9 protein-coding genes are annotated in these 12193 nt (G+C 65.3%); 5 read left to right on the top strand and 4 right to left on the bottom strand.

Translation table 11 applies throughout. The features are described 5' to 3' along the window. Positions 1-87: 87 nt before the first annotated feature. A complete protein-coding gene (locus tag M8523_RS23875; protein ID WP_282587411.1) occupies positions 88-3714 on the bottom strand; it encodes a hydantoinase B/oxoprolinase family protein in 3627 nt (1208 codons plus the stop codon). 520 nt (positions 3715-4234) lie between these two features. On the opposite strand from M8523_RS23875, the gene M8523_RS23880 reads away from it, so the two are divergent. After that, positions 4235-4516: a DUF485 domain-containing protein gene (locus M8523_RS23880; protein WP_282587412.1), complete on the top strand. Its 282-nt coding sequence runs from the start codon at positions 4235-4237 to the stop codon at positions 4514-4516. Next, a complete protein-coding gene (locus tag M8523_RS23885) occupies positions 4513-6204 on the top strand; it encodes a cation acetate symporter (RefSeq protein ID WP_428351168.1) in 1692 nt (563 codons plus the stop codon). Before M8523_RS23880 ends, M8523_RS23885 begins: the two co-directional genes overlap by 4 nt. 34 nt (positions 6205-6238) lie before the next feature. On the opposite strand, the gene M8523_RS23890 is transcribed toward M8523_RS23885, so the two are convergent. From M8523_RS23890 to M8523_RS23900, 3 genes are read right to left on the bottom strand one after another with little or no spacing between them, the layout of a single operon-like run. After that, entirely contained in the window at positions 6239-7219 is a 981-nt protein-coding gene (locus tag M8523_RS23890; protein ID WP_282587413.1) for an Hsp33 family molecular chaperone, read from the bottom strand. After that, positions 7216-8169, bottom strand: a complete 954-nt coding sequence (argF, locus tag M8523_RS23895) for an ornithine carbamoyltransferase (protein ID WP_282587414.1) — start codon at positions 8167-8169, stop codon at positions 7216-7218. The genes M8523_RS23890 and argF overlap by 4 nt, the downstream gene beginning before the upstream one ends. Continuing rightward, positions 8166-9368, bottom strand: coding sequence for an aspartate aminotransferase family protein (locus M8523_RS23900; RefSeq protein ID WP_282587415.1), 1203 nt, complete (start codon positions 9366-9368; stop codon positions 8166-8168). Before M8523_RS23900 ends, argF begins: the two co-directional genes overlap by 4 nt. A gap of 460 nt (positions 9369-9828) precedes the next feature. On the opposite strand from M8523_RS23900, the gene M8523_RS23905 reads away from it, so the two are divergent. From M8523_RS23905 to M8523_RS23915, 3 genes are all read left to right on the top strand, one after another. Further along, positions 9829-10335, top strand: a complete 507-nt coding sequence (locus M8523_RS23905; RefSeq protein WP_282587416.1) for a GcrA family cell cycle regulator — start codon at positions 9829-9831, stop codon at positions 10333-10335. A gap of 36 nt (positions 10336-10371) precedes the next feature. Next, complete coding sequence (gene arfB, locus M8523_RS23910; protein ID WP_282587417.1) at positions 10372-10788, top strand: alternative ribosome rescue aminoacyl-tRNA hydrolase ArfB; 417 nt, start codon at positions 10372-10374, stop codon at positions 10786-10788. A 117-nt stretch (positions 10789-10905) separates the two neighbouring features. After that, positions 10906-12159, top strand: coding sequence for a peptide ABC transporter permease (locus M8523_RS23915; protein ID WP_282587418.1), 1254 nt, complete (start codon positions 10906-10908; stop codon positions 12157-12159). The last annotated feature ends 34 nt before the right edge of the window (positions 12160-12193 follow it).

The following is a 12193-nucleotide window of genomic DNA, read 5'->3' on the forward strand; positions in this document are numbered from 1 at the left end:
ATGTCGTGCATGCAGCGCGACGTGCACGCGCGTGGAAGCTGCGTAACCGTCGCCAAGGGGCGAGACTGCTTTTTCGAGCTCGGCCGGTCAGTCCGCCGGGCCGAACCCTCCGCCCGTCGGCGTGCGGATCGTCACGGCTTCGCCGGCTTCGAGAACGGTGTGGTCGGCGCCTTTGAGGTCATCCTGGCTGCCGTTGTTGCGACGCACGAAGGCCGCGCCGCATGCGCCTGGCGCGCCACCCGCGAGGCCGTGCGGCGGCAGCATGCGGTGCGAGGACAGGATGCTGCATTCCATGCGCTCCAGAAAGCGCAGGCGCCGCTCCGTTCCCCCGCCCGAGGACCAACGTCCGCGCCCGCCCGACCCGGATCGGATATGGAAGTCCTCCAGCAGCACGGGGAAGCGCATTTCCAGCACCTCCGGGTCGGTGAGCCGGGAATTTGTCATGTGGACATGGACGGCGTCGGTGCCGTCGAAGCCTGTTCCGTCGTTGCGGATGCCGGCGGGCGCGCCGGAACAGATCGTCTCGTAATATTGCGTGCTCGCATTGCCGAAGGTCAGATTGTTCATCGAGCCCTGCGAGGCGGCCACGACCCCAAGGGCGCCGAAGAGCGCGTTGGTGACATGTTGGCTCGTCTCCACATTGCCGGCCACGACCGCGCGGGGGTATTGCGGCGCCAGCATCGAGCCTTCGGGAATCACGATGTCGATTGGCTCCAGGCAGCCGGCATTCATCGGGATGTTCTGCTCGACCATGACCCGGAAGGTGTAGAGGACGGCGGCGCGCGTCACCGGCGCGGGGGCGTTGAAATTGTTGGGCTGAGCGGGGCTCGTGCCGGTGAAATCCACCTTGGCGCGCCGGTTGGCCTTGTCGACTGTGATCCGGACCTTGATGACCGCGCCCTGGTCGGTCGGGTATTCGAAGGCGGAATTGGTCAGCCGGTCGATGACTTGCCGGACCGACTCGGCCGCATTGTCCCGCACATGCCGCATATAGGCCTGCACGGTCGCGAGTCCGAATTGCGCCACCATGGCCCGGATCTCGGCGACGCCCTTCTCGTTCGCGGCGATCTGCGCCTTGAGGTCGGCGATGTTCTGGACCGGGTTGCGGCACGGATAGGGATGATCGGTCAGCACGCGACGGATTTCGGCCTCGCGGAAGCGGCCACGGTCCACCAGCTTGAAATTGTCGATCAGCACGCCCTCCTCGTCGACCGTGGTCGCGAGCGGGCTCATGGAGCCGGGCGAGGTGCCGCCGACGTCGGCATGATGGCCCCGGCTCGCCACCCAGAAGAGGATTTCGGTGCCGGCCGCGTCGAAGATCGGCGTCACCACCGTGATGTCGGGCAGGTGGGTGCCGCCATTGTAGGGCGCGTTGAGGGCATAGACGTCGCCCGGCGCGATCTCCGGGTTGGAGCGACGCACCGTGTCGACCGAGCGGTCCATCGAGCCGAGATGCACCGGCATGTGGGGCGCATTGGCGCAAAGTTGCCCGTCGGCATCGAACAGCGCGCAGGAAAAGTCGAGCCGCTCCTTGATGTTGACCGAATAGGCCGTGTTGCGCAGCGTCAGGCCCATCTGCTCGGCGATCGACATGAACAGGTTGTTGAACACTTCGAGCATCACGGGATCGGCGTCGGTACCGACCGCACGGTTGCGCGTGAGCTTGTCGCGCCGCCGCAGCAGGAGATGGTTCTTGGCGCTGACTTCGGCTGCCCAGCCGGGCTCCACCACCACGGTCTGATGCGGTTCGATGATCAGCGCCGGCCCCACGACAGCTTGACCGGCCCCAAGATCGGCGCGTGCGTAGACGGAGGCCTCGTGCCAGGCGCCGGCGCAGAACATCGGCGACCTGCGGATCGGCTCCGGTGTCCTGTCGCGCATCACCTCGTCGGGCTCCTCGATCGCCGCGGCCCCACCCTGCGCCTCGACCTCGACGGCCTCGACCACGAGCGGCTTGGCGGTATCGATGAAGCCGAAGCGGGCCCGGTGTTCCGCCTCGAAAGCCGCCTGCATAGCATCCGGCGCGCCGAACGGCACTGGAAGAGCAGTGTCGGTCCCGTCGTAGCGCACATGGGCGCGTGACACGGTGACGACATCCGCGGCTGCCAAGCCCTGGCCGGCGAGTTCCGCCTGGGCTTCCCGAGCGAGATCCTGCATGGTGGACTCCAACGCATCCCGCGAACCCGCGCCAAGCGGCAGCACGACGGCCCGCGTGCGATTGGCCCGGATGTCCGCGAGCCCCATGCCGTAGGCCGAGAGCACGCCGGACAGCGGATGGATGTGGACCGTTTCCATGCCGAGCCGGTCGGCGATCAGGCAGGCATGCTGGCCGCCCGCGCCTCCGAAGCAGGACAGCGCATAGCGCGTCACGTCATAGCCGCGCGCGACCGAGATCTTCTTGACCGCATTGGCCATATTGTCGACCGCGACATCCAGGAAGCCGTGCGCGACCTCCCCCGGCGTCTTGCCAAGGCTCGCGGCGAGTGCCGCAAACTTTTCATGGACGATGTCGATGTCGAGCCGCTGGTCCTGCCCTGGTCCGAAAATCGCCGGGAAATGATCGGGCAGAAGCTTACCGGTCATGATGTTGGCGTCTGTGACGGTCAGCGGGCCGCCCTTCCGATAGGCGGCCGGCCCCGGGTCGGCCCCGGCCGAGTCCGGGCCGACCCGGAAGCGGCCCGCCTCATGAAACAGGATCGAGCCGCCCCCGGCCGCGACCGTGTGGATGTGCATCATCGGCGCGCGCATGCGCACGCCGGCCACCTCGGTTTCAAAAGCCCGTTCGAGCTCCCCCTTGAAATGGGACACGTCGGTCGAGGTGCCGCCCATATCGAAGCCGATCACCCGGTCGAGGCCCGCCATGCGGGCCGTCTCGACGGCGCCGACGACGCCGCCCGCCGGGCCGGACAGGATCGCGTCCTTGCCTTGGAACAGATGCGCTGCCGTGAGGCCGCCGGAGGACATCATGAACATGAGACGCGGCCGCCGCGCGCCGGATGCTTCATCGGGCGTGGCTCCAAGCGCCGCCGCGACCCGATCGACGTAGCGGCGCAGGATCGGCGTGAGATAGGCGTCGACCACCGTGGTATCGCCGCGTCCCACCAGCTTGACGAGCGGCGAGACCTCGTGGCTGACGGACACCTGTTCGAACCCCGCCGCGCGCGCCAGGCGCCCAACGGCCGCTTCATGGGCCGGATATTTCCAGGCATGGAGAAAAACCACCGCCAGCGAACGAAAGCCGTCCGCCCGGAGAGTCTCGAGGGTCCGGCCCATGGCTGCCTCGTCGGGTGCCAGCTCGACCGTGCCGTCGGCCCGCACGCGCTCGGCGACTTCCTCGACGCGGGCATAGAGCAGTTCGGGAAGCACGATATGCTTGGCAAAGATGTCGGGCCGGTCCTGGTAACCGATCCGCAAGGCGTCCCGGAAGCCACGGGTGATGAGGAGTGCCGTGCGTTCTCCCTTGCGCTCCAGAAGCGCATTGGTGGCCACCGTCGTGCCCATCTTCACGGTGCCGATCCGCTCCGACGGGATCGCGGCGCCCGGTGCGACATCGAGCAGACGGCGGATCGCCTCGATCGCCGCATCCTCATAGGCGCCGGCATTTTCCGACAGAAGTTTCAGGCTGCGAAGGCCACCCGCAGGATCACGCGCCACCACATCGGTGAACGTGCCGCCGCGATCGATCCAGAAATCCCACCGTCCGGCGTCGTTCATCGCGACCGTTGCTCCGTCAGATTCAACAGCCTTGTGGCACGGAGCGATCCTCGTGCAAACATCCTGGACGGCACGAGCCTCGGGCTGGTTCCGGGCGAAGCGGTCTGGCACGAACGACATCGTTGCCACCACGCCGCCGTCGCGGTGGAATGAGCCGCATTCATGTTGGAGAATCTGGAGAACCGGTATTCAATGCCCAACTCGGCGTGAACGTCGCCGGACAACGCACCAAAGAGTGCGGGTCACCAGGAGGAAGAGAGACGATGATCAGCATTCACGAAGGCCGCCTCAAGGGATCGCGGATAGCGCGTTCTGCACGAGAGCTCTTGCCTTCTGGCATTTAGCCGAGATGGCGAACCGCCAATCTCGGTAGGTCTCGTTCGGACTGATCCAACGCCGTTCACTTCCGCACCGGCCGCAAGACGCGCGCCGCGCCTTCCCTTCATAACTCTGCACCCCCGTCGAGGCAGCTTCAATGCTGGACAAAAACCCGTCTCCGCCGCGTGGCGAGAGCTCACGAATGCTCCGCGATCCCAACTTCAAAGCGCTTGTGCAGGAACGCTCCCGCTTTGCTTGGACGATGTCGATCGTCATGGTCGTCGTCTATCTGGCTTTCATCCTGCTGGTCGCCTTCGCACATGATCTGATGGCCACCACGATCGGCGGCGGGCCTCTCTCGTTGGGGATCGTTCTCGGCCTTGCCGTCATCGTCTTCGCGTTTCTGCTGACCGGAATCTACGTCGTCCGTGCCAACGGACGCTACGACGATCTCACCCGTAAGCTGACGGGGACCAAGCTGTGACCAGAGCCTTCAAGACCTTCGTGGCGGCCGCCATCCCGGTACTGGCCGCCACCTCGGCCGTAGCGGCCGGCCTCGACAGCGGACCCGTGCAGCAGCAGCCCCTCAATTTCGCGGCCATTGCGATCTTCGTGGGCTTCGTCCTGCTGACGCTCGGCATCACTTATTGGGCCGCCCGGACGACGCACTCGGCGCGCGACTTCTACGCCGCCGGCGGCGGCATCACGCCGTTGCAGAACGCGCTCGCGATCGCGGGCGATTTCATGTCGGCCGCGTCATTTCTCGGGATTTCCGGCTTGGTCTTCAGCTCGGGTTTCGACGGGTTGATCTACTCGATCGGCTTTCTGGTCGGCTGGCCGATCGTCTTGTTCCTCATCGCCGAGCGCTTGCGCAATCTCGGCCGTTATACGTTTGCGGATGTCGCCTCGTTCCGACTCGCGCCGGGACCGATCCGCTCTCTCTCGGCGGTCGGCACGCTCGTGGTCGTGGCCTTCTATCTGATCGCCCAGATGGTGGGGGCCGGACAGCTCATCCAACTTCTCTTCGGCCTCGACTACCTCCATGCCGTGGTGATCGTCGGCGTCCTGATGATCGTCTACGTGGCCTTTGGTGGCATGAAGGCGACTACCTGGGTGCAGCTCATCAAAGCCTGCCTGCTGCTCGTCGGCGCGACGTTGCTGGCCCTATCGGTCCTCTGGCACTACGGCTTCAGCCCCAATGCCATGTTCGCGGACGCCATCGCGGTCCATCCGAAAGGCGCGGCCATCATGGCGCCCGGCGGCTTCGTGAAGGATCAGGTCTCGACCGTCTCTCTCGGCCTGGCGCTCATGTTCGGCACCGCTGGCCTGCCGCATATCCTGATGCGCTTCTTTACGGTCCGGGACGCCAAGGCGGCGCGCAAGTCGGTGTTCTACGCGACTGGCTTCATCGCCTATTTCTATCTCCTGACCTTCGTGATCGGCTTCGGGGCGATCACCTATCTCATGCCGAATGCGAATTTCTTCAAGCTCGGCGCCGATGGACACTATGACAAGATCAAGGACCTGATCGGCGGCGCCAACATGCCGGCGATCCACCTGTCCAACGCGGTTGGCGGGTCGCTCTTCCTCGGCTTCATCTCGGCCGTGGCCTTCGCGACCATTCTGGCCGTTGTGGCAGGCCTGACCCTGTCGGGCGCGTCCGCGATCAGCCACGACCTCTATGCAAGCGTCATCGCCCGAGGGCGCACGACGGAAGGACGCGAGGTGCGGATCTCCAAGATCGCCGCGGTTGTGATCGGTTTCGTGGCCATCTACCTCGGCTATGTGTTCCAGAAACAGAACGTCGCCTTCATGGTGGGTCTCGCCTTCGCGGTCGCGGCGAGCTGTAACTTCCCCGTCCTGTTGATGTCGATCATGTGGCGGGGCACCACGACGGTGGGGGCCTTCGTGGGCGGAGTCGTGGGGCTCGTCAGTGCGGTCGGCATGGTCGTGCTGAGCAAGGCCGTCTGGGTGACGACCTTCGGGCACCCGGCCGCGATCTTCCCCTACGACAATCCGGCGCTGTTCTCCATGCCGCTGGCGTTCCTGTGCATCTGGGTCTTCTCAAAGCTCGACACCAGCCGACGCGGGGATGCGGAACGTGCCGCTTTCGACGCCCAATTCGTCCGCTCGGAAACCGGCATCGGCGCGAGCGTGATGGGCGCGCACTGACGAGAGTCGGCTGCGGACGGCCCGCAGCCGACGATCAATTTGGTGGATCGAAATCCGCCGGATTGAAAGCCCGATGCGTGCCGCAAAACTCGCATGTCACGCCGATCTTGCCGTCCGGGCCGATCATGTCATGCCGTTCGGCCGGCGTGAAACTCCGCAGCATGGTCTCGATCCGCTCCTGCGAACACCGACAGGCGTCCCGCAGGTTCTGCGGCTCGAAGACGTTGACGCCGCGCTCGTGGAAGAGGCGGTAGAGCAGACGTTCGCTCGACAGGGTGGGATCGACGAGTTCGTGATCCTCGACGGTCGCCGCCAAGGCCTTGGCTTCCGACCAAGCATCATCTTCGTCGACGGGCTGCGCCTGCATTCCCTCGGGTGCGTCGCCGGGATCGAGGTCGGCCTGCCGCTTGCGGTCCTCCGACTCCGGCAGGAACTGCAGCATCAATCCGCCAGCCCGCCATTCGGTGCCGGACCCTGTCACGTTCTGGGCGACCGCCAAGCGAACGAAGGTGGGGATCTGTTCGGATTGCCGGAAATACTGGTCCGCCGCGGCTTCCAACCCCTGCCCGTCGAGCGGCACCACGCCCTGGTAGCGCGACATGTCCGGACCCTGGTCGATCGTCAGCGCCAGATGGCCGTGGCCGAGCAGTTCGGCGGCCGTCATGCGATGGTCGGACGCGAGTTTGTCCGCGTCGTACCGCGCGAAGGCGCGAAGTCGGTCGGGCGCGTCGAAATCGACGACCAGCATGTCCACCGGACCGTCCGTGCGCGTCTGCAGTTGAAATCGTCCGTCCGTCTTCAACGACGATCCGAGAAGCGCGCATAGAACCACGGCCTCCCCGACGAGCCGGCTGACCGGATCGGGATAGGCGTGCTTGGTCAGAATATGGTCGACGGCGGCGCCGAGCCGGGTGACACGACCACGCACGTCGAGGGGGGCGATCGCGAAGGGAAGAATGAGGTCGTCACGGCCGAGATCGGAAACCGCACGCGACCCCGACGACATCGACGTCATTCAGGCAGCGCTCCAAAGCACCAGGCCAGAACCCCCTTTTGCGCATGCAAACGGTTCTCGGCCTCATCAAAAACCACGGATTGCGGCCCGTCGATGACGTCATCCGTCACCTCTTCACCGCGGTGAGCCGGCAGGCAATGCATAAAGATCGCATCCTTGCCCGCCGCTCCCAACAAATGCGCATTCACCTGATAGGGCGCAAGGAGGTTATGACGTTGCTCGCCGTCCTCGTCGCCCATCGAAACCCAGCAGTCAGAGATGACAGCGTCGGCGCCGTTGACCGCTTCATACGGATCGGTGGTCAGGTTGAGCTTGGTGCCGTGCTGCTTGGCCCAGCCGATCAGCGCGGGGTCGGGCGCGAGTTCCGGCGGATTGGCGACGTTGATGGTGAAATCGAAGCGCTGCGCGGCATGGATCCAACTTGCCAGCACATTGTTCGAGTCGCCGCTCCACGCGACCGTGCGGCCCTGGATCGGTCCCCGATGTTCTTCGAAGGTCAGGACGTCGGCCATGACCTGGCAGGGATGCGACGCCTTGGTCAATCCGTTGATCACCGGCACCGTGGCGTGGGCAGCCAGTTCTTCCAGATCGTCCTGGTTCAAGATCCGGATCATGATGGCATCGACGTAGCGCGACAGGACGCGCGCCGTGTCGGCGATGGTCTCGCCGCGGCCGAGCTGCATTTCGGCGCCTGTCAGCATCAGCGTCTCGCCGCCGAGCTCGCGCATGCCGACATCGAACGAAACGCGCGTCCGGGTCGAGGGTTGATCGAACACCATGGCCAGCATCTTGCCGTTCAAGGGCCGGTGCTGGCCGTTCAGTCGCTGCTCGGCCCTGTGCCGCTTCATCGCCGCCGCACCATCCATGATACGGCGGAGATCCGCGGCGTCGATCGCGCTGAGGTTAAGGAAATGCCGAGGCTTGGGAAGGGCCCCGTTGGCGCCTGTCATGCGGCCCCCCGTCTGGATTCGGCGGTCGCGGCCTCGATATCGACACAGGCCGCCTCCAGCCGACGGCAGCAGTCCGCGACCTCCGCCTCGGTCACCACCAAGGGGGGCAGGAGCCGCACCACATTGTCGCCGGCCGCGATCACCAGGAGATGATGGCGGCGCGCGGCCGCCACAAATTCGGTGTTGGGGGTGGTCAGGCGAAGCCCGAGCATCAGCCCCTCGCCACGTATTTCCGCAATAATCCCCGGATGCGCGTCCTTGAGCGCGGCGAGGCGCTGCTTGATCGACAGGCCTAGAAGCTTGACACGCGGCAGGAACTCCGGATCGAGCAGCACGTCGAGCACGGCATTGCCGACGCTCATGGCGAGTGGGTTGCCGCCGAAGGTCGTGCCGTGGCTCCCGAGCGTCATACCGGACGCGGCCTCGTGGGTGGCGAGGCAAGCCCCCATGGGAAAGCCGCCGCCGATCCCCTTCGCGACCGACATGATATCAGGGCTGATGCCACTCGGCTCGTAAGCGAAGAGATAACCGGTGCGTCCGACACCGCTTTGCACCTCGTCCATGACGAGCATCAGGCCGTGCTTGTCACACAAGGCCCGGTAGGCCCGCAGCAGCTCGCTCTGCATCACCCGGATGCCGCCTTCACCTTGGATCGGTTCGAGCATGATGGCAGCGGTCTCTGGCCCGATGGCCGTCTCGGTCGCTGCGAGATCGCCGAACGGCACCTGATCGAACCCGTCGACCTTCGGTCCGAACCCGTCGATGTATTTCTGCTGTCCGCCGGCCGCGATCGTGGCAAGCGTCCGGCCGTGGAAGGCGCCTTCGATCGTGATGACCCGGAACCGCTCGGAATGGCCTTTGGCAGCATGATACTTCCGAGCCATCTTGATGGCCGCCTCGTTGGCTTCGGCGCCCGAATTTGTGAAGAAGACCACATCGGCGAACGAGGCATCCGTCAGGCGCTTGGCGAGACGCTCTCCCTCAGGAATGCGATGCAGGTTCGAACTGTGCCAGAGCTTGCCGGCCTGCTCGGTAAGTGCGGCCACGAGATGCGGGTGCGAATAGCCAAGCGAGGCCACGGCGATGCCGGCGCCAAAATCCAAATAGCGCTCCCCCTCGCGGGTCGTGAGCCATGCGCCATCGCCACGCTCGAAGCTGAGCTCGCTCCGGGCAAATACGGGAAGCAACGAAGAAGTCATCGGCTTAACCTTGCGTCGACATGGCCTTAGGGTTTGCGGCCGCCCTTTGAAAACGACAGTTCCGGCCATTGCGTTGCAAGACCGAGAGATGCCGTATCCGGTCCGGGGTCGCCCGCGCGAAGCAGGCTTGGATGATAGAGGCGCAAAACCAAAGTTGCCGCCCCAATGGGACGGCAACGGCTCTTTGATAAAGCGTTTTGCTTGGCCGCGTCAATTTTTGTTTACTGGACGATGCTAATTCGACGTGAGTCTTTCCCGTCACACTTGGAAGCCATTTGGGGAAAACTTGGGTCCGGTCCGGCCGACTCTTGCGCGTGAATCCGCCGGACGTATAGACTCGAAACCGATCGGAAGCCGAGTGGCGGCCTCGTCCTTCTCGATGCGTGCGTAGCCTGCCGCCAGTTCGGCGGAGAGGTATTTTCCCTTTTTTACCAATATCTTGGAATGAACAGGAGAGGCCATGTCCTGGACTGACGAACGCGTTGAACAACTCAGTAAGCTCTGGCTCGAAGGCCGGAGCGCCAGCCAGATCGCGGCGGAGCTTGGGCTTGGCGTGACGCGGAACGCGGTGATCGGCAAGGTCCATCGGCTAGGGCTCGCCGGGCGCGCCAAAGTGGTTGCGCCTCAGGCTCAAGGACGCACGAAGGCCAAGGCGCAGGTCACTGCCGCGCCGGAGGTCGAGGAGGTCGAAGCCACTGTTGTGCCATTGCGCAATGTCCCGACCCCGATCCAGGATGCAGTGGGCGAGCTTGCGATCCCGCCGTCTGAGCGGGTCACGATCATGGAGCTTCGGGAAACGAGCTGCCGGTGGCCGATGGGCGATCCGAGCCATGCCGAATTCCGCTTCTGTGGCGCCAAGACGGCCATCGGCAGTGGGCCTTACTGCGCGACCCATGCGCGGCTTGCATTCCAGCCGACGCAAGACCGCCGGCGGGATCGCGTCGAACGGTATGCGCGGATCGCCTGATCGGCGTAGTTTCGTCGCGGCTCGCGAGGGCATGCCGTGATTGCCATCACGCATTTCATCGGCATCGATGAGCGGGAAATCAGCGAGAATTTCGTCCGGGCTTCGGGTCCGGGCGGGCAGCACGTCAATACGACCGCGAGCGCCGTCCAGTTGCGCTTCGACGCTCTTGGATCGTGCAACCTCCCGCAGGATCTCAAGGATCGCCTGCGGCGGCTGGCCGGACAGCGCATGACGGCCGAGGGTGTCATCATCATCACGGCGGAGTCTTTCCGGTCCCAGGCGCGCAATCGTCAGGATGCCTTGGAACGGCTCGTGGCCCTGCTTCGCGACGCATCGGTGCGTCCCGTCGTGCGCCGGCCAACCCGGCCGACCCTTGCCTCAAAGAAGAGGCGGCTCGAAGCAAAAGGTCGAAGAGCCAGCACGAAGGCCCAGCGGCGCGATCCCACGGATTGACCGACTGTGAGAATGGAGCCCGCTGTGGCCAAAGTCTCACAGTGTACCTGTTGAGGACGCATTAAGGTACGTTCGTGCCTTCCCGGCGAAGGCGTCACGCTGTCCGCGCGGCCCCGCATGTCCCAAGTGCCCCGAAAGCCTGCCGAAGACCCGGCTATCGACGCCGGCGATTTTCTGGTGCGCGTCGGTTTGACCATCCTGGCCATCCTGGTTCCGGTCAGCGTCGTGTTGTCGCGGCGCGCGCTCTTCACGCTCGTGCCGGTGGGCAGCAGCCTTGTGTTGATCGGGGGATTGTTGCTGCCGCATGTTCATTTGCGGCAGAGGCTCTCAGCCATGTGCCGTACGGTTCCGGGCCTCAGCGGGCTGGCACTGCTGGCGTGGTGCGCCCTTTCGCTGGCCTGGACCCCCTTTCCGGCCGACGCCGCGGCGCGGCTTTGGAAAACGGGTGGCACTTTGGGGCTCGTGGCCCTTACGGTCGCGTTGCTGCCCGAGCGGACCCGCACCTCGAACATCTATCTGTTCCCGATCGGTCTTGCCGTCGCTTCGATCGCGACCGTCGTGGTGATGCTGCTGGCGCCGCAACCTTTGCTCACCATGCAGACGGGCGACTCGACTCCGGAACGCGCGGCCCTGACGCTCGTCGTCCTGGTCTGGCCTGCCATCGGCGCCCTTGCGGTGCGGGATCGCTGGATTACCGCGACCGTGATGGCGGTCGGCGTGACGGTGGCGGCGATCGCGGCTTGGACCTCTGTGGCGCTGGCGGCGTTGGCTATCGGCGCCTTGACGTTCGCGGTCGCGACCTGGAATCCGCCTCGGGTGGCGCGGGTCATGGGGGGCTGCGCCGTGATCCTGTTCCTCCTCGCGCCACTCTTGCCGTTCGTGCTGTTGAAGCCGCTCGATGCCGCGGCCGCGATCGGCCTCATGGATCGAATCCCGCCTCTGGCGGACGTCTCGGGATCGGTGCGGATCTGGGCCGATGTCGTTGCCGCCGAGCCGCTCCGTCTCGTCACAGGGCATGGCTTCGACATCATGTCCCATGCGATCGCGAGCGGTTTCGTTCCGGCTCCGCAGCCGCGCAGCATCTTGTTCGAGACCTGGTACGAACTGGGTCTCGTGGGCGCCGTCCTGGCAGCGTGTTTCGCCGTGAGCGCATTCGCGGCGGTGGGTCGGGCGTCGCCGGCGGTCGCGCCTTTCCTTCTGGCGGAACTTGCGGCCGGTTTCACCGTGTCGCTCTGGGGTCTCGACACGACGCAGCTTTGGTGGGTGACCTTTCTCAGCGTCGGTGGGCTCGCCTTCGTGCATGTGGTGCGGGGGCAGTATAAGACCGATCGTCCGGCCGCGGCGGCGCTGCACCCCAGTCCGGCGCAGTAGCGGCCCGCCCGGGCCGACCGACCGCCAGCGCAAG

Source organism: Lichenifustis flavocetrariae, from assembly GCF_026130545.1.
Classification (GTDB): Bacteria; Pseudomonadota; Alphaproteobacteria; order Rhizobiales; family Beijerinckiaceae; genus Lichenihabitans; species Lichenihabitans flavocetrariae.

Coding starts and splice junctions, on each gene's coding strand:
- M8523_RS23875 (WP_282587411.1), bottom strand. CDS start 3,714: ATGAACGACGCCGGACGGTGGGATTTCTGGATCGATCGCGGCGGCACG.
- M8523_RS23880 (WP_282587412.1), top strand. CDS start 4,235: ATGCTCCGCGATCCCAACTTCAAAGCGCTTGTGCAGGAACGCTCCCGC.
- M8523_RS23890 (WP_282587413.1), bottom strand. CDS start 7,219: ATGACGTCGATGTCGTCGGGGTCGCGTGCGGTTTCCGATCTCGGCCGT.
- argF (WP_282587414.1), bottom strand. CDS start 8,169: ATGACAGGCGCCAACGGGGCCCTTCCCAAGCCTCGGCATTTCCTTAAC.
- M8523_RS23900 (WP_282587415.1), bottom strand. CDS start 9,368: ATGACTTCTTCGTTGCTTCCCGTATTTGCCCGGAGCGAGCTCAGCTTC.
- M8523_RS23905 (WP_282587416.1), top strand. CDS start 9,829: ATGTCCTGGACTGACGAACGCGTTGAACAACTCAGTAAGCTCTGGCTC.
- M8523_RS23915 (WP_282587418.1), top strand. CDS start 10,906: ATGTCCCAAGTGCCCCGAAAGCCTGCCGAAGACCCGGCTATCGACGCC.